Origin of the sequence: Terricaulis silvestris, from assembly GCF_009792355.1 — a bacterium.
In the GTDB taxonomy this organism is placed as follows: domain Bacteria; phylum Pseudomonadota; class Alphaproteobacteria; order Caulobacterales; family Aquidulcibacteraceae; genus Vitreimonas; species Vitreimonas silvestris.
The window spans coordinates 2,465,971-2,483,311 of record NZ_CP047045.1; the positions used below are offsets into that span (position 1 = coordinate 2,465,971).

The 17,341-nt window shown below is 65.1% G+C and carries 17 protein-coding genes; 11 read left to right on the top strand and 6 right to left on the bottom strand.

The window, feature by feature from the left end:
* Window positions 1-147: 147 nt before the first annotated feature.
* Window positions 148-1,803 (bottom strand): long-chain-fatty-acid--CoA ligase, encoded by a 1,656-nt coding sequence (locus tag DSM104635_RS12680; RefSeq protein WP_158766553.1) that lies wholly within the window; start codon window positions 1,801-1,803, stop codon window positions 148-150.
* Between the two features lie 111 nt (window positions 1,804-1,914).
* Window positions 1,915-2,580, bottom strand: a complete 666-nt coding sequence (pdxH, locus tag DSM104635_RS12685) for a pyridoxamine 5'-phosphate oxidase (protein ID WP_158766554.1) — start codon at window positions 2,578-2,580, stop codon at window positions 1,915-1,917.
* 50 nt (window positions 2,581-2,630) lie between these two features.
* Here pdxH and aroC point away from each other — a divergent pair, with 50 nt between their 5' ends.
* From aroC to DSM104635_RS12715, 6 genes are all read left to right on the top strand, one after another.
* On the top strand, window positions 2,631-3,725 hold the full coding sequence (gene aroC, locus DSM104635_RS12690) for a chorismate synthase (RefSeq protein ID WP_158766555.1): 1,095 nt from the start codon (window positions 2,631-2,633) through the stop codon (window positions 3,723-3,725).
* Between the two features lie 22 nt (window positions 3,726-3,747).
* Entirely contained in the window at window positions 3,748-4,374 is a 627-nt protein-coding gene (locus DSM104635_RS12695; protein ID WP_158766556.1) for a hypothetical protein, read from the top strand.
* 21 nt (window positions 4,375-4,395) lie between these two features.
* Window positions 4,396-6,003 carry an amidase gene (locus DSM104635_RS12700; RefSeq protein WP_228445680.1) on the top strand — a complete coding sequence of 536 codons (1,608 nt, stop codon included), beginning with the start codon at window positions 4,396-4,398 and terminating at the stop codon, window positions 6,001-6,003.
* Window positions 6,004-6,056: 53 nt separating this feature from the next.
* The gene (locus DSM104635_RS12705; RefSeq protein WP_158766557.1) at window positions 6,057-7,643 is read left to right on the top strand and encodes an AbgT family transporter; all 1,587 of its coding nucleotides are present in this window, start codon (window positions 6,057-6,059) and stop codon (window positions 7,641-7,643) included.
* 90 nt (window positions 7,644-7,733) lie between these two features.
* A complete protein-coding gene (locus DSM104635_RS12710) occupies window positions 7,734-8,321 on the top strand; it encodes a hypothetical protein (RefSeq protein WP_158766558.1) in 588 nt (195 codons plus the stop codon).
* Between the two features lie 88 nt (window positions 8,322-8,409).
* Window positions 8,410-8,913, top strand: a complete 504-nt coding sequence (locus tag DSM104635_RS12715; protein WP_158766559.1) for a hypothetical protein — start codon at window positions 8,410-8,412, stop codon at window positions 8,911-8,913.
* Here DSM104635_RS12715 and DSM104635_RS12720 read toward each other — a convergent pair.
* Complete coding sequence (locus DSM104635_RS12720; protein WP_158766560.1) at window positions 8,879-9,937, bottom strand: class I SAM-dependent methyltransferase; 1,059 nt, start codon at window positions 9,935-9,937, stop codon at window positions 8,879-8,881. The genes DSM104635_RS12715 and DSM104635_RS12720 overlap by 35 nt on opposite strands.
* 561 nt (window positions 9,938-10,498) lie before the next feature.
* Between DSM104635_RS12720 and DSM104635_RS12725 the strand changes: the two genes are divergently transcribed.
* From DSM104635_RS12725 to DSM104635_RS12735, 3 genes are all read left to right on the top strand, one after another.
* Complete coding sequence (locus tag DSM104635_RS12725; protein WP_158766561.1) at window positions 10,499-10,918, top strand: hypothetical protein; 420 nt, start codon at window positions 10,499-10,501, stop codon at window positions 10,916-10,918.
* Between the two features lie 105 nt (window positions 10,919-11,023).
* Window positions 11,024-11,815: an enoyl-CoA hydratase/isomerase family protein gene (locus DSM104635_RS12730; protein WP_228445681.1), complete on the top strand. Its 792-nt coding sequence runs from the start codon at window positions 11,024-11,026 to the stop codon at window positions 11,813-11,815.
* Between the two features lie 204 nt (window positions 11,816-12,019).
* Entirely contained in the window at window positions 12,020-12,397 is a 378-nt protein-coding gene (locus DSM104635_RS12735; RefSeq protein ID WP_158766562.1) for a hypothetical protein, read from the top strand.
* A gap of 23 nt (window positions 12,398-12,420) precedes the next feature.
* On the opposite strand, the gene DSM104635_RS12740 is transcribed toward DSM104635_RS12735, so the two are convergent.
* Both DSM104635_RS12740 and DSM104635_RS12745 read right to left on the bottom strand, forming a co-directional pair.
* Window positions 12,421-12,981, bottom strand: coding sequence for a YcgN family cysteine cluster protein (locus DSM104635_RS12740; protein WP_158766563.1), 561 nt, complete (start codon window positions 12,979-12,981; stop codon window positions 12,421-12,423).
* Window positions 12,978-14,300, bottom strand: a complete 1,323-nt coding sequence (locus DSM104635_RS12745; protein ID WP_228445682.1) for a class I SAM-dependent RNA methyltransferase — start codon at window positions 14,298-14,300, stop codon at window positions 12,978-12,980. Before DSM104635_RS12745 ends, DSM104635_RS12740 begins: the two co-directional genes overlap by 4 nt.
* Before the next feature lie 53 nt (window positions 14,301-14,353).
* Between DSM104635_RS12745 and DSM104635_RS12750 the strand changes: the two genes are divergently transcribed.
* Window positions 14,354-14,905 carry a glycine zipper 2TM domain-containing protein gene (locus DSM104635_RS12750; protein ID WP_158766564.1) on the top strand — a complete coding sequence of 184 codons (552 nt, stop codon included), beginning with the start codon at window positions 14,354-14,356 and terminating at the stop codon, window positions 14,903-14,905.
* A gap of 68 nt (window positions 14,906-14,973) precedes the next feature.
* Here the strand turns inward: DSM104635_RS12750 and DSM104635_RS12755 are convergent, their stop codons facing one another.
* Window positions 14,974-15,699: a TlyA family RNA methyltransferase gene (locus tag DSM104635_RS12755; protein WP_158766565.1), complete on the bottom strand. Its 726-nt coding sequence runs from the start codon at window positions 15,697-15,699 to the stop codon at window positions 14,974-14,976.
* 124 nt (window positions 15,700-15,823) lie between these two features.
* Here DSM104635_RS12755 and DSM104635_RS12760 point away from each other — a divergent pair, with 124 nt between their 5' ends.
* Window positions 15,824-17,317: an amidase gene (locus tag DSM104635_RS12760; protein ID WP_158766566.1), complete on the top strand. Its 1,494-nt coding sequence runs from the start codon at window positions 15,824-15,826 to the stop codon at window positions 17,315-17,317.
* Window positions 17,318-17,341 lie beyond the last annotated feature (24 nt).

A 17,341-nucleotide genomic window follows, 5' to 3' on the forward strand; every position in this document is an offset into this window, starting at 1 on the left:
GTCCGCCTCAACGCGCAGAACTTCAACGACACCGCCGCTGTTGTTGATGAGGTAAACGCACGGAAACTTGCTGCACGCGGACAGCACCAAGGTGGCGGCGAAGAGCGCACAAACGAACCGCATTGGCGATCGCACTTGCGTCGCCACCTACTCCGCCGCCTGCGTGTTCGGCAGCCGATAGTCTTTGAACAACTCGCGCAGCGCCAGCTTGTTGATCTTGCCGGTGGCGCCGAGCGGGATTTTCTCCACCAGCACCACGTCATCCGGCGTCCACCATTTGGCGATCTTGCCTTCGAGATATTTGAGCAGCTGTTCTTTGGTCGGCTGCGCGCCGGGCTTCGGCTCGATGACCAGCAGCGGGCGCTCATCCCACTTTGGGTGATAGACGCCGATCACCGCTGCGTTGGCGACGCCCTCCGCGCCGATCGCGATGTTCTCGATGTCGATCGAGCTGATCCACTCGCCGCCGGATTTGATGACATCCTTGGCGCGGTCGGTGATCTGCATGATGCCAAGCTCGTCGAGCGTGGCGACATCGCCAGTATCGAAGAACCCGCACGGTTGCAGGCACTCGCCCTTCTCATTCAAGGCGCCGGCGTTCTTGAAGTACGAGCGCGCCACAGCGGGGCCACGCACCATCAAGCGCCCGAACGCCTTGCCGTCGTGCGGCTTTTCTACGCCTTCGTCGTCGGTGATCTTCAGCTCCACGCCGAACGGCGCACGGCCTTGCTTCAACTTAGCCTTGATGCGGCCTTCGTGATCGAGCTTGGCGTGTTCGGGATGGAGTTTGCCGAAGGTGCCGATCGGGCTCATCTCGGTCATGCCCCAGGCATGGATCACTTCGACGCCGTAATCCTCCTCGTAAGCGCGCAACACCGCTTCCGGAATCGCTGAGCCGCCCACCGCGACGCGCTTCAAGGTCGAGAGCTTCAAATTGTTCTCGCGCATGAAGTTCAGCAGCATGATCTGCACCGTCGGCACGGCGCAGGAGAACGTCACGCCTTCGGTCTCCATCATCTCGTAGATGCTGGCGCCGTCGAGCTTCGGCCCCGGCATCACCAGCTTCGCCCCGCACATCGGCGCCACAAACGCGATGGCCCAGGCGTTGGCGTGAAACATCGGCGCGATCGGCAGCACGGTATCCGCGGCGCCGCAGCCGAAACCATCGGTCTGGTTGGCCATCATGGCGTGCAGGATGTTGGAGCGGTGCGAGTAGAGCACGCCCTTCGGGTCGCCCGTTGTGCCCGACGTGTAGCAGAGCCCACAGGCGGTCTGTTCGTCGAACCCGCCCCACTGCGCCTGCGTGGACAGTCCAGCGATGAAGTCTTCGTAGCTGGTGGCGTTCGGCAACGCCGTCTTCGGCATGTCGCTGCGATCGGAGAGGATGACGTAGCCTTCGACGCTCTTCAGCAGCGGCGCGATCTTTTCGACGATGGGCAGGAACGTCGCGTCGAAGAACAGCACCTTGTCTTCGGCGTGGTTGATGATCCAGGCGATCTGCTCGGGGAACAAGCGTGGATTTACGGTGTGAAGCACCGCGCCCATGTTCATCGCGCCGTACCAGACCTCCATGTGACGGTCGGTGGTCCAGGCCAACGTCGCGACGCGGTCGCCCAGTTTGACGCCCCGCGCTCTGAGGGTGTTGGTGACCCGCTTGGCGTTGGCCCAGACCGTAGCATAGTCGCTGCGCGTGATCGGGCCAGCGACGCTACGGGTCACCACCTCGCGGCGCGGGAAGTTGGCCTTGGCGTGGTCGATCACCTTCTCGACCGTCAGCGGCCAGTCCTGCATCAGCCCAAGCATCGTCGCGTCTCCCGTTTATGTTTGTTGGCGCCAATAAAGCGCGGTTGCGCCGCCGCCGCAAATGTCCTGTCAGGCGGCGCGAACTTGAACGGCGCCCTCCGGCTACGTCAGCTACGGGTAAAGGCGGCTTCTGGACCACGGCCCCACCGGCGTCTCGCGCTTGAACACGAGCCGGTCGTGCAGACGGAACGGTCGATTGCGCCAGAACTCGAACGAGAGCGGCGTCAGCCGATACCCACGCCAATGCGGCGGCCGAGGAACCTCGCCGACGCCGTATTTTAGCGCGTACTCGGCAATGCGCTTTTCCAACGCCAACCGATCCTCCAGCGGCCGCGATTGCGTGCTGGCCCACGCCCCTAACCGCGCGCCACGGTCGCGCGTCTTGAAGTAGGCGTCCGCCTCAGCGTCCAACACGAAGCTCACGACACACCGCGCGCGCACTTGGCGGCCGAGACTTTTCCAATGGAAGCAAATGGCGGCTTGGCTGTTATAGGCCAGCTGCGTTCCTTTGGCGCTTTCCGTGTTGGAGTAGAACACGAACGCGCCGTCCTCGAACGCCTTCATCAGCACCATGCGCACATCGGGCAGGCCCGATGCGTCCGCCGTCGCCAGCGCCATGGCGTTGGGATCGTTCGGCTCTTTCTCGCGCGCCTCTTTGAACCAGCGTTCGAACAGCGCGAACGGCTCGCCCTCGGCGAACAGCGTGGCGTCATCCGGCGGCGGCGTGGCCGTCGGATCGTAATGGGGCGAAGGCGGGATCAGGTCGTCACCGGACAAGGAATCGTGCTCCCCTTCTTTGTCCAATCGATATAAGCCCTTCCACGCTCATGTCCCACAACACGTTCGGCCACCTTTTCCGCGTCACCACCTGGGGCGAAAGCCATGGGCCGGCGTTGGGCTGCGTGGTTGACGGCTGCCCGCCGGGTCTGCCGCTGACGGCGGCGGACATTCAGTTCTGGCTCAATCGCCGCAAACCAGGGCAAAGCCGCTTCGTCACGCAGCGGCGCGAACCGGATGAAGTGAAAATCCTCTCTGGCGTGTTCGAGGACGATCGCACCGAAGGCCTCGTGACCACCGGTGCGCCGATCTCGCTGGTGATCGACAACGTCGACGAGCGCAGCAAGGATTACGACGCGATCCGCGATCTCTATCGGCCCGGTCACGCCGACTACACCTACGACGCCAAATACGGCCTGCGCGACTATCGCGGCGGCGGGCGTTCGTCGGCGCGCGAAACCGCCGCGCGTGTCGCCGCCGGCGCGGTGGCTCGACGGGTGCTCGGCGACGGCGTGCAAATCCGCGCGGCGCTGGTGCAGATCGGCAAGATCGCAATCGACCGCGCCAAGTGGGATTGGAACGAAGTCGAGAACAACCCGTTCTGGTCGCCTGACGCCGATGCGGCGAAGCAGTGGGAGACACTGCTCGATGAGACGCGCGGCGCCGGCAATTCGGTGGGCGCGATCGTTGAAGTTGAAGCGACAGGCATACCTGCCGGCTGGGGCGCACCGGTTTACGCCAAGCTCGACGCGGAGATCGCGGGCGCGTTGATGGGCATCAACGCAGTGAAGGGTGTCGAGATCGGCGCGGGATTCGCTGCGGCCGCGCTCACCGGCGTCGAGAACGCCGACGAAATGCGCGCCGGCAATGACGGCAAACCGGTGTTTCTCTCCAACGCCGCCGGCGGCGTGCTTGGCGGCATCTCTACTGGACAGCCAATCGTGGCGCGCGTGGCGATCAAGCCCACCTCGTCCATCCTCACACCGCGCCGCACCATCGACCGCAGCGGCCAGAACGCCGAGGTCAGCACCAAGGGCCGCCACGATCCGTGCGTCGGCATTCGCGGCGCGCCAGTCGTCGAAGCGATGTTGGCGTGCGTGTTGGCCGATGCGATGCTGCGCCATCGCGGGCAAACGGGGCGCTGAGCGCACCGGGCGGTGGGGTGCAGTGTTGCGCAGTCTTGGACGATCTCTGATCGCGCTGGCGCTGCTTGCGCTCGGCGCCTGCGCAACGCCTCAAGGCAGCAGCGGCATTCTTACGTCTGCGAACGTGAGCGTTTCGAACGGCCGCACCTACGTGCTCGAGACGTACTTTGCAGCCGCGGACCACGCAGCTTTGCGGCAGACGCGGCCGAATGGCGAAGTGCAAATCTCCGGCATATTAGGGACGCTCGCCTCGACCAGCGCCGCCCCGGACGAGGTCGGCGGCCAGATGTTGCGTACAATTGTGCTTGGCCATCAATTTCGCGCGCTGCTGCTGAACTTCGACGCTATTCATAACAACCTCCGCGCTGGCGAGATCGAGGATGCGGGGGAGCGCCGCGCAACCCGCGATGGCGATTGGCCTTATGGCGGGGTCTCGCACCTCGTGCTTGGCGCGGCGCCTGATCGCCCAACGGCCTTCGTTTTCAAATATACGGGCGCGCCCGAGATTCGCGTCGCGTTCTCCGATTGGCGCGAGGCCGGCGGTGAGACACTACCCTTTCACATCGTGATCGACGACGGCTCGAATAGGTACGACTACTCGTTTACGGTGATTGCGACAGACGCCGCGGCGCCCGATTGGGCAAACTAGGCGGCGAGGCAGGCGGAGGGAATGATGCGGGTATTCATTGCGGCGGCGGCGGCGTTGATGCTGGTCGCGTGCGGGCAGCGTACGCCGGCCTATGAGGTCGAAGAAAAATCCATCGCGCAGCTGCAAGCGGATCTGGCCTCCGGCGTGGTGACGAGCGAGCAGCTGGTGCAGGCTTATCTCAACCGCATCGCCGAGATCGACGACGCCGGACACACTCTCAACAGCGTGCTTTCGCTCAACCAGCAGGCGCTCGAACAAGCGCGTGCATTGGACGCCGAGCGCGCGGCTGGTCAAGTGCGCGGGCCGCTGCATGGGATTCCGATCCTGCTGAAGGACAATATCGAAACCGTCGAGAACGCCACCACGGCGGGCTCGCTGGCGTTGGCGCAGAATATGACGGGGCGCGATGCACCGTTGGTGGCGCGCTTGCGCGAAGCCGGCGCGATCATTCTCGGCAAAACCAATCTCTCCGAGTGGGCCAACATTCGCTCCAGCGCATCGACCAGCGGTTGGAGCGCGGTCGGCGGTCTCACGCGCAATCCTTACGCGCTTGACCGCAACGCCTGCGGATCAAGTTCGGGGTCCGGCAGCGCGGCAGCTGCGAGCTTGGCCGCGATCACCATCGGCACCGAGACGGATGGATCGATCGTCTGCCCCTCTTCGGCCGCTGGCCTTGTCGGCATCAAGCCGACGGTTGGCCTGGTTTCGCGCACGCATGTGGTGCCGATCAGCCACTCCCAGGACACCGCAGGCCCGATGGGCCGAAGTGTTTCCGACGTTGCGGCGGTGCTGACTGCCATCGCAGGCACGGATGCAGCTGACGCCGCCACGGCCGAGGCCGATGCGCGCCGCGCCGATTATTCCGCAGCCCTTGATGTCAACGCACTGCAGGGCCGACGCATCGGCGTGCTCCGTTTCATGGCGGGCTTCCATACTGGCGTGGATGAGCGCTTTGAAGCTGCACTGGAGCAAATGCGCGCGGCGGGCGCCGAAATCGTCGAAATCGAAGCCGCGCCCGCGGGCATGGATGCGCTCGGCGCCGACGAACTCACCATCCTGCTCGCGGAACTGAAGACCGATCTCGACGCCTATCTCGCCACCACGCCGACGCAGGTGACAACGCGCACGCTCGAACAAGTCATAGCGTTCAATACGGCCACCCCAGCCGAGTTGGCGCTGTTCGGCCAGGACTTGTTCGAGCAGGCGCAGGCCACGCAGGGCGTCAACGATCCGCGCTACATCGCGGCCCAAGGCCGCGCCGCACGCACGGCGCGCCAGATGCTGGACGGGTTGATGCAGAACAATCGCGTCGATGCGCTGGTCGCGCCGACGCAAGGCGCAGCGTGGGTGACAGATATCGTCAACGGCGATCACTTCGTCGGCGGCGGCGCCAGTTCGTTGCCGGCGGTGTCCGGCTATCCGCACGTCACCGTGCCGATGGGGATGGTCAACGGCTTGCCGGTGGGGCTTTCGTTCCTTGGCGAAGCGTGGTCGGAAGCGAAGCTCTTGTCGTTCGCCTATGCCTACGAACAACGCGCCAACGCGCGCGTCGCGCCGACCTATGTGCGCAGCGTGGAAGACTTGGAACCGCTTGCCGGCGCGCTCCGGCAGCAAGCGCCGTCGCGCTGAGGCTTGCCTCTCCCGCCGATTGCGGTCATTCGGATCGGCGGGAGAGATGACGCATGGCGGAAACGCAAAAGGGCATCCTTGGTTGGGTCGAGCGCTCGGGCAACAAATTGCCCGATCCGGTTTTCATCTTCTTCTATCTCATCGGCCTGCTGATCCTGGTTAGCGTATTCACGTCGCTCGCCGGCTATTCGGCGTTGCACCCGACGCAAGTTGATGAGAGCGGCGCGCCCGTCGTCATCACCGCCGCCAGTCTGCTCTCGCCGGACAACATTCGCCGCCTCTGGGTCGACATGCCGGCGACGTTCACGCACTTCCATCCGCTCGGCTACGTGCTGCTGGTGATGCTGGGCGCCGGCGTCGCCGAACGCTCCGGTCTGTTCGCCAGCGCCATGCGCCAGGCCGTGCGCAATGCGCCGAAGTTTTTGCTCACGCCTGTCGTGGTTGTCGTCGCCATGCTTGGCCACCTCGCGGCGGACGCGGGCTACGTTGTGCTGATCCCGCTTGCGGGCGTGCTCTACGCTGCTGCTGGCCGCCACCCGATAGCCGGCATTGCAGCTGGGTTCGCGGGTGTCTCCGGCGGCTTCGGCGCCAACTTTGTGCCGGGCCAACTTGATGCGCTGTTGTTCGGCATCACCGAGACCGCAGCGGAGACCATCGATCCAAGCTGGGACGCCAACATCGCGGGCAATTGGTACTTTATCGTCGGCATGGCGCTGCTCTTTCTGCCGCTGATCTGGTGGCTGACCGACGCCGTGATTGAGCCGCGTTTGAAGCGCTTCTCGCCGCCTGACGACGCACCGATGGCCAACATCGGCGACAGCAACGCGCCGCTCGCGCCGGAGCAGCGCAAAGGCCTCGGCCGTGCGGGACTCGCCGCCGTGATCGTGTGCGCGCTGTGGGGCGCGTTCCTGTTCATGCCGGGTACGCCGCTGATCGACGAGGAAGCGGCGACGCCGCAAGGGCGGCTCACGCCGTTCTATCAATCGCTGGTCGCGTTCTTCTTCATTCTGTTTTTCGTCTGCGGCTGGGCCTACGGCGCGGCGGCTGGCACGGTGAAGAACCATCGCGAAGCCGTGAAGCTGATGGCCGCGGCCATGGGCGACATGTCGTACTACCTCGTGCTCGCGTTTGCGGCGTCGCACTTCGTGGCGATGTTCGAGTGGTCGAACTTGGGCCTCATTGTCGCGGTGCAGGGTTCCGACGCGATCGAGGCGTCGAACCTTTCCTTGCCGGTGCTGCTGGTGCTGATCGTGGTGTTCTCCGCGATCGTGAACCTGTTCGTCGGCTCGGCCAGCGCCAAGTGGGCGCTGATGTCGCCGGTGCTGGTGCCGATGATGATGTTGCTGGGCGTCAGCCCTGAGATGACCACGGCCGCCTACCGTGTCGGCGACAGCACCACCAACATCATCACGCCGCTGATGACCTACTTCCCGCTGGTGCTGACGTTCTGCCAACGCTGGCGCGCCGACTTCGGGCTGGGCTCGCTCACCGCCATGATGATCCCGTTCTCGATGTGGCTGACCATCGCGGGCATCGCGCTGACGTTTGCGTGGGTATTCCTCGACCTGCCGCTCGGGCCGGGCGCTGTTGTGGATTACCAACTGCCCGCGCAAACGACAGCGCCGGCGCCCGTACAATAAATTTTCGTGGCGCGCGGCTGATCCCCTGGCCTCATTCGCCCTTGGGGCGTAAGGTTCGTTTCGATCTCGCGCGCGCCGGGAGGACGCGACATGCTCGAACGCTCCGCAACACTTCAGTCCCGCATCCAGCAGCTACGGCCCTATGCGGCCGCCGCGAAGGCGCACGCTGCGCGCGGCTGGGCGTGGACGAAGCGATGGAGCGCTTGGGCGTGGGCAACCGCCAAGGTGCTGGCGCGACGGGCCTTTATTCTCTTCAAGCGCGCGCTGGTCGCCACGCTCGGCGTGATCGAACGCACCCTGCTCAGCGAACGTGGCCGCGAGCGCGTGCACGCGACGGCTGTTTTCACGCTCATCTTTGCGTTCGGGGTCACCAGCGTTGATTACCTGCTGACCGGCGGGCCGGAGCTCAGCCAAGGCGCGCGAGCCGCACCTTACACCGCCCAGGCCAGCTTGATCTCGGCGCGTTCGCCGCGGCCGGCCGCCGACCTGGCGTTCGCCGCGCCAGTGCAAACAACGGTCGACGAAGGCGTGATCGAAGACGCGACGGTGACGCCGCTCTCCGCGCGTGCTCCTGCTCAGGCTTCGGAACTGGCGGACGCGGCGGAACCGCCGAAGCCTGAAGTTGAGCGGACCGAAGCGCCGGCGTCCGAGCGCACCAAGGTGAAGGACGAGGCGTAGCCGCTCCGTTCCAATGCGGGGTTCCCTTCTGCTGCGAACGTTTGGAACAGCAGAGCCATGCGCGCCGTTTTCCCGCGTGGAGCTGAGCATGTTGGACGACCGCCCTATCCTCAAAGATCGCCTGATGGCGTTTGGAACTTTCAGCGGCATCGCCGTTGCGGCGGTGGCGGGCTTTGAAATGGTGATCGGCGGTGGGATGGATTTTCTGATGCCGGGTCAAGAAATCCGCGCTGTGGCGCCGTCGTCGTACGTGCGCGTCGTCGATACGCCGTGGGCGGATCAGACGCGGTTGGTTCCGTTGTCGTCGAACGAATACATGTTCGCCGGCGAAGCGCCGGTCGCCGAAGAGCGCTTGGCCGGCGCCCGGGACGATGCCGACGCCCCGCGAGGCAGCTATCCCGAAGTGAGCGAAGACGATCTCTACGCCGACATCGACGCGCTCTATCAACGCCAAGGGGCGGATGCGCTCGCTGTCGAGGATATTGACGCAAATTCGGGCGCGGATGAGGAAGAGCCTTACGTGCTTTATGTCGACGAGAAGAAGGCTGAAGGTGCTGCTACCGGCGTCGGCGAAAGCGCATCACCTTGGTGAGGAAGGCGAGTTCGTTTTGCTCCAGGTCAAAGCCCGCTTCGCCGAACAGCGCAGCGAAATCTTCTTTTAGGTAGCTGCTGAAGTAGGGCTCGTGGAAGCCGACGGGGAAGTATTCCAGCATGCGGTCGAGGTCGGCGGAGTCGCCGGTCTGGATTGAATCCGCCAGCACGAAGACGCCACCGGGTTTGACGATGCGGGCGATCTCGCGCGCGGCGTCGCGGCGGATGCGTGGTGGCAGTTCGTGGAAGAGGTAGACGCAGGTGGCGGCATCGAAGCTGCCGTCTTCGAAGGGCGCCTGCTCCACGGCGCCGGTGACGATTTCCACTTGCGGCCAGTCTTCCAGGCGCTTGCGGGCTTCGTCGCAATAGGCGGGTGAGAGATCGAGGCCGGTTGCGGGGATGCGCGGGAATGCGGCGAGGACTTGCAGCAAGAAGCGGCCGTTGCCGCTGGCGAGATCGGCGAGCTTTACGCGGCGCTGGTCCGTGCCTTTGATGCCGCGCGCGAGTGAGCCCAGCGCAATGCGGCGCATCGCGTCGGCGGCGCCGCCGAACAGGATCTCGACTTGGGTGTCGTAGAGCTTGGCGCTGTCTTCCGAGAGCCAGCCGCCGGTTTGGTAGTGGAAGTTCTGCAGATAATAGTTCGGGTAGCGGCCGTCGCCTTTGGCGACTTCGCGCACTTCGGTGCCGTCGCGTTCTAAACGGCGCTGATCGACTTGCGGCAGATCGCGGAAGAAGTTCGCGGAGTTGCGGAGCGCCGAGATGGCGCGCTCGACGCGGATGTCTTGGGGCGCGGGATAGAGGCCGGCTTCGATGTTCTTTCGGTCTTGCGCGAAGAGATCGAGGAATGCCGTACGAATTTGCGTGCTGTCGCCTTCGGGCGCTTGCGGTTCGAACTTGGGATCGCCGGGGCGGTTGAAGGGGCCGGAGATGCGGCGCGCGAGCAGATACTGGCTCATGTACCAAGCCACGCGCGCGCCCTGGGCGGCGGCATAACGGGCGCGGCCGATATCGCGCATCAAGCTCATGGGATGGAATGTAGGGCAGACAGGCGTGCGCCTCTAGCGGCGCGAGCGTCGCAGCCGCCGGTTCCTGTGACTTTCGCTCACACGCAAGTGGGAGCCGGGGCGCGTGGTTCGCGCTGAGTAGTCTCTAGGGTTGCTGCATTGCTGCAGCCTGCGCGTTGCACGCGCCCCGTAACCGAATCGTTTTTCCCGGCCTGGGACGAGGAGTTGTGGAACGCTGACGATGGCCAGCTCGCCTCCGCACGGTGCGCTTCCGGGCCGACCCTTCACCGAAGGATTTGCCCTTGGGGCTTAGCTCCAATCCCAATTCGCCGGTGCTGTGGGCGGAGTGTCCGTCACTCCGGGCTTCGCGGTTTCACTCCCCGCAAACATTAAGTTGATCTCCGCGAAACATCGCTTCGATCGCTTCCCACCGACCGTGTCCACACATTCCAAAGTTTCGGACGTCTCAGAAATCTCCCGTGCGCGGACGGACGCACCGTAGGCATGGAGACAATCCGGTCGGATAGATTCTGGCATGAGGCCGGATTTTCATGGCGATCGCGGCGCAAGGTGTTGGATAGATTGCATCTCTATCCGCCTAATTTCTGCCCTTGGCCCTTTGCAGACAGCCGCTTGCTGGGCAAATTGATGCCGATGTATCGATCACCAATACCCACCGATCTTTTCACCTGGCTCGCCTGCGTTGACGTCAATGCTCTCAGTGATGAGGAGGCGCGAGCGTTAACAAGCGTGGATATCGAAGTTGACGCGCAGCTCGACGCTCTGGTGACAAACTGGATTCGGCCTTGGTTTATGCGGCACGACGAACAAAACCGAACAGAGCTCCGCGAAATACTAACGGCATCGGATAGCTGGCCGCCAGCCGATCTGCGCGCGATATTTGACGACGTCTGGCTTCCTGCTCAGCAAGGCATCAAAGACATCCCTCGATTTCTCGCGGCCTTGAAGAAGGCAGCGCGAGCGTCAGAAGCTAGCGAATGACCGCTCCCGGCGGATAGCGGGCAATGCGGCGGCGCGAGCCATTCAATGATGGCGGTCGGCCGCCGCCTTAGGCATGAACGATCCAAGCACAGGAGTGAGCCGACGGTGGAGCCCTACCTCAAGCTAGATCGCGATGGCGCGATCGCGACGGTCACCATCAATCGCGCCGAGCGGCGCAACGCCATCACCAACGACATGATGGAGGCGCTGGCCGCAATCGCCGGTGATTTCGCCAAGGATGAGCAAACCCGCGCCGTCATATTCCGCGGCGAAGGGACCGACTTCTCCGTCGGCGCTGACCTCAACCAGCCGCGGTTTCAAGGCCAAGCCGCCGCGTCATTGCTGATGCGGAGACGCCGCGCTGAACTGGGCGCGACGCTACTGCGCGCCATCCAAGAGATTCACCAGCCAACGATATGCGCCGTGCAAGGGGTAGCGACAGGCGCCGGCGCCTGCATCGCGTCGGCCTGCGACTTCCGCATTGGCACCGACGATGCCCGCGTCGGCTATGGCGAGGTCAAGCTCGGCATCAATCTGATGTGGAACGCCTTGCCGCTCTGCGTTCACCTGATCGGCCCCGCGCGGGCCAAGCAAATGATCATGACCGGTCAACTCTTCGACGCCGCCACGCTTGAGCGATGGGGTTTCTTCGATGCGCTGGCGCCGGCGTCCGAACTCTCAACGACCGCCCGCGCTTGGGCCGAGACTTACGCGGCGTTGCCGCCGCTCGCGGTTCAGATGATCAAGCGCAGCGTCAATCAGGTCTCAGGCGCGCTCGATCGCGCGGTCATGCACATGGACGCCGACCAATGGCTGCTCGCCAGCCAAAGCGATGACTTCCGCGAAGGCGTCTCTGCATTCTTCGAGCGCCGGAAGCCTGAGTTCAAAGGCAATTGAGAGACGCGCTTTCGATGGGACAGAGCGCCCTTCCATCCCCCTATTCCGTCATTCCGGACGCGCGGAGCGTGGTCCGGAATCCAGGGGCGACCAGCGCGTCGTTTGCCCCTGGGTTCCGGGCTCATCGCTGCGCGATGCCCCGGAATGACGAATGTCACCCGTTGGCCCAAAGCGGACGAACGCCCGTGCTAGAGGTCCCTCATCATGACTCGCGACCCCCGGCAGATCGAGCAGGCATTCAGGCGAGTGAGGTGGCAGGACTTCGTCCTTGACTTCAAGCGCTCCTGGTTTGTGTGGGCAGCGGTCGTCACGCTGGTGTTTGGCTTCGCCTACTACAGCATGATGCCCGTCCACGTCGCCGAGGTAGTCCATGGGACGGCGATAGGAGCCCATCAACCCCCATCCGAAGACAACAGCGCTCCACTGACAATCGCCGTTCGACTTGAAACAGATGCAACCGCGAACGTCCCGCTCCCGCGCGGCACGCTGTACAGAGCAGGCTCACAAGTTGAAGTCGCGATCATTCGCGGCGATTGGCCCCCACACCCCGTACGCTACAGGTTTGTGCGTTACGTCGAATGATTGTTCTCGGCGAAAAGCGGACGCTAGCGCCGCTCGCGTTTGCGTCTTGGCTTTGATGGCGGCCGTTCCATCGGATCAGGCCACTTGGTGATGCGCTTGATCAGGCCGGCCATTTTTAGGCGGCCCTCTGGCCGCGTTTTGTCGCGGACGGAGGCGTTCGACGTGTGCACGGTTTCGGGATCGCCCGAGATCAGCGGGTGCCACCAGTAGAGGTCCTTGCCTTCGGCGACGAGGCGATAGGCGCAGGTGCGCGGCAGCCAATCCAGTTTGGGCACGTTCTTCGGCGTGAGCTTCACGCAATCCGGCACGTATTGTTTGCGGTTGGCGTAATCGCTGCAGCCGCATGTTTTGGTGTCAAACAGTTTGCAGGAGACGTCGGTGAGATAGAGCACGTTGGTGTCGGTGTCTTCGATGGAGATGACGCAGCATTTGCTGCAGCGGTCGCACAGCGCTTCCCATTCGCGCTCGTTCATTTGCGTCAGCGTTTTGCGGCGCCAGTAGCCGGGTTCCAGCGGCGCTGCGTCGGCTGTCGCGTCGCGTTTGCGGCGGGAGTTTTGGTAATCGAGGAGCGTGGTTTTGGTCATCTTTCCAACGCCCCTACCACTTCGACGTGCGGACTCCAGCGGAATTGATCGACTGGGGTGACGCGGGTCAGCTGGAAGCCGTGTTCGATCATGACTTTGACGTCGCGGGCGAAGCTGCCGGCGTCGCAGGAGACGTAGGCCACCTTGCGCACCGGCGAGCGCGCGATCTGCTCGGCTTGCAGGCGGGCGCCGGAGCGTGGGGGATCGATGACGGCGGCGTCGAACTTTTTCATCTCCAGGCTGGAGAGCGGCGTGCGCAGCAAATCGCGGCGGAGGATCTGCACGTCGCGCAATGCGCTGCCGGCGCTGTCGGCGGCTTTCTTGAGCGCGGAGAGCATGTCGGCGTCGGACTCGGCGGCGACGACGTCGGTGAATTCGGCGGCGCGCAACGCAAAGGTGCCGATGCCGGAGAAGAGATCGATGACGCGCTCGGCGCCAGCGAGCGCCTCCATGGCGAGCCGCGAAAGCGTCTCCTCGCCTTGCGCCGTGGGTTGCAGGAAGGCGCCGGGCGGCGGGTGTACGACGGCGCGGCCCATGCGCAGCGCGGGCTTGGCGCGCTCGACGACGACTTCGCCGTCCATGGAGAGACGCGCGAGGTTCAGGTCGTTGGCGGCATTGCTCAAGGCTTCGAGCGCGGCGCGGTGCAAAGCTTGCGGGCGCCCCGCGCCCTTGATCGCGACATCGACGCCCGCGTCGGTCGCCAAGCATTGCAGCGTGATCTCGCCGCGTTGCGGCAGTATGAGCTCAGCGAGGGGGCCAAGCTTCAGTGCGAGAGCTTCCAACGCAGGCACGAGCACGGGACATTGCGTGATCGGCGTCAGCCGCGCGCCGCCGCGTTCGATGAAACCGATGCGGGCTTGGCCTTTGAAGCGCGCGGCGTGGAAGGCGGCGCGGCGGCGGCCTTCGCCCCAGGCGGGGATGGTTGCATCGACGACGGCGCCGCCGAGGCCGCGCCGTTCGAGCGCTTCGACCACCTGCTCGCGCTTCCAGGCGAGGTACGGCCCGTCCTTCCAGTGCTGCAGCTGGCAGCCGCCGCAGCGGCCGAAATGGCGGCAGGCGGCGGCTTGGCGGTCGGCGCTCGGTTCCAGCACCTCGACCACGTCGGCGCGGCCGCCTGTGACCAAGGCGCGCACCTTTTCGCCCGGCAGCGCGAACGGCGCATAGATTGGGCCTTCGGCGCCCGCGGTAACCGCGTCGCCCCGGCCACCGATGGCCGAAATCTCCAGGATTCGCTCCTCAGGGGCGGCCGGTGGGGCCGATCTCCCCTGTCGGGCGGCCTGGAAGGGCCTGGCCCGTGCGAGGCGGTTCATACGCTTCATGTGCCGTTCAGATGGGGTCTGCCAAATCTCCTGCCGACAGACAGGAGCATGTCATGCGAGGTCAAGCTTTGTTCGCCGCTTCCGCGTTCGCCATGATGGCGTTCGCCCAGCCGGCGTCAGCCCAACAATACCGCACCTATCACGACGAGCACGTCTCGACGCAACAATGTCAGCAGTCGCGCCAGAACCGCACGGCCGGTGGCGCCGTGATCGGCGGCATCTTGGGCGCGGTGCTTGGGCACAACGTCGCTGGCGGCCATGGCTCGCGCGATGAAGGCACGGCGCTTGGCGCTGTTGTCGGCGCGGTGGCGGGCGGCGCGATTGGGCGCAACTCGGCGCAATGCGACCGCCAAGTGCGCGGTTCGTATGACCCGTATTACGGCCAGAACCAGTATCCGGACCAAGGCTATTACGGCAACGAAGACTATCGCGACGATCGCTATCGTGACGACCGTTATCGCGACACGCAATATCGCGGCGGCGACGACTACTATCGCGGCGAGTGCCGTCCTGGCGAAGTGATCACCGAAGATCGCTGGGGCCGTGAAGTGCGCGAGCAAGTCACGCTGTGCCGCGGCTCGGACGGCCGCTGGCGCCCGGAATAAGTTTTTTACCCTCGTACGTACGCAGTGACTTCAGCCCCAGTGGAAACACCGGGGCTTTTTCTTTGCGCTTAGCGGCGCGCGTGGAGCAGCAGTTCAAGATTGCCGTCGCCGCCGCGGATGGGGGAATCGATCACGGCGACGGTTCGGAAGTTTTCGACGCCGTCGAGCGCTGCGATGGTGGCCTGCGCGGCGGCGCGGGCGACGTCTTCGGTGAGGACGCCGGCGCGGCCGGCGTTGGGGCCGGCTTCGAATTGCGGTTTGATCAGCGCGATGAGATCGGCGTTGGGCGCTGCGAGCGCGAGTGGTGTCGCCAGTACTTTGGCGGCGCCGATGAAGCTGGCGTCGCAGACGATGAGCGTTGGCGGTTCGGTGATCTGCGCCGGCGTGAGGGTGCGGGCGTCGGTGCGTTCTAGGTTGATGATGCGCGGGTCGTCGCGGAGTGAGACGTGGAGCTGGGCGCTGCCGACGTCGACGGCGTAGACGCGGGCCGCGCCGCGCGTGAGCAGGACTTGCGTGAAGCCGCCGGTGGAGGCGCCGACATCGAGGCAGATGCGGGCCGCGGGATCGACGCCGAAGGCGTCTAGCGCCGCTGCCAACTTCACGCCGCCGCGTGACACCCATGGGTGTGGTGGCGTGACAGCCAGCGCGGCGGTTTCCTCGATCAGGTCGGACGGTTTTTGCACAAGCGCGCCGTCCGCCAGAACACCGCCCGCTTCGATCGCGGCGCGCGCTTTGGCGCGGCTCTCGACGAGGCCGCGTGACACGAGCAGCAGATCGGCGCGGATGCGTGCCATGGCTCGTCTTGCCCGAAGCTAGATGCGAGGCAAAGCCGCCTTCACGCGGCGTCAGCGCCTTGCTTGCGGGGCGTGGTCGGGCAAATCTCCGGCAAACCGCGGGACGGCGGATGGGGGAAACGCGATGACGATTTCACGACGCGAGTTGGTGGCAAGCGCTGCAGCCTTGAGCAGCCTCACCGTGGCCTGCGCCAGCCCGGCGGCGGACACCGCCGCGCCATCCGACGCGCTGGGCGATTCTGACGCCACCGCGATCGCCGCGCGTATCCGCAACCGCGAGATCACGGCGACGGAAGCGTTGGAGGCCGCGATCGCGCGCGCGGAGCGCGTGAACCCGCAGCTGAACTTTATCGCGTCGCCGATGTATGATGCTGCGCGCGAGCGTGCGCAAACGGCGTTGAGCGGGCCGTTCGCGGGCGTGCCGACTTTGATCAAGGATCTGCTGCCGGTCACCGGCTGGCCGACCAAGTACGGAAGCCGCGCGTTCGAGCGCTTCGTGCCGACCGAGCAATCCCCCTATGCTGACGCGCTGTTCGCGTCTGGCCTGGTGCCGTTCGGCAAATCGACGACGCCGGAGTTCGGCCTCACCGCGACGACTGAATCGCTGTTGCAAGGCGCGACGCGCAATCCTTGGGATGTCACCCGCTCCAGCGGCGGGTCATCCGGCGGCGCGGCCGTCGCGGTTGCGGCGCGCGTTGTGCCGGTGGCGCATGCGAGTGATGGCGGCGGGTCGATCCGCATTCCCGCGTCGTGCAACGGCCTGTTTGGCTTGAAGCCGTCGCGCGGTCGCACGTTTGTGTCTGGCACGCCCGATCCCGGCATTCAAATTTCGGTCAACGGCTGCGTCAGCCGTAGCGTCCGCGATAGCGCCGCATGGCTGGCCGCGACGGAGCAAACCGGCGCGGGTGCGGCGCTGCCGGCGACGGGTGTTGTTAGCGGGCCGAACCGTCAGCGCTTGCGCATCATCGTCGACATCCCGAATGCGCTCGGCAACGAGCCCGACCTGGAAGTCCGCGCCGCCGTAGAATCTGCCGCCGAACTTTGCCGCTCGCTCGGCCATGAAGTCCGCGAGCAGCGCGCGGCGTTCAACGGGCGCCAGTTCAGCGAAGACTTCATTCTGATCTGGGCCAACGGTTCGCTCGAAGTGGTTGAGCTGGTTCGCGGCATGGCGCCGGCGGGGACACCGCTTGAGGCGCTGCTTGAGCCGCTGACGCTGGAACTTGCCGCGCATGCTCGCGCTCAGGGCCCGGCCGCTGTTGTAGCGGCGGTTGCGCGGCTGCGGCAGGTCGAGGTCCAGTATGCGGCCATGTTCAGCAACGCCGACATTTACTTGACGCCGGTCTTGGCCAAGCCGCCGATCGCGCTGGGCCAGATTGACGGCTCGAAGGGCATGGCCGTGTTCGCCACGCTATCGGACTATGTGGGCTACACCCCGCTCCAGAACGTGGCCGGTGCGCCGGCCATGAGCGTGCCGTTGGCGTGGTCGGCCGGCGGGCTGCCGATCGGCAGCCACTTCTCGGCGCCCGCCGGTCAGGAGCGGCGCCTGCTTGAATTGGCGTACGAATTGGAACAAGCACAGCCATGGGCCTCGCGGAGGCCCACCGTGAACGCAGGCTGAACCCGTGCTCCACACTCCCGCCCT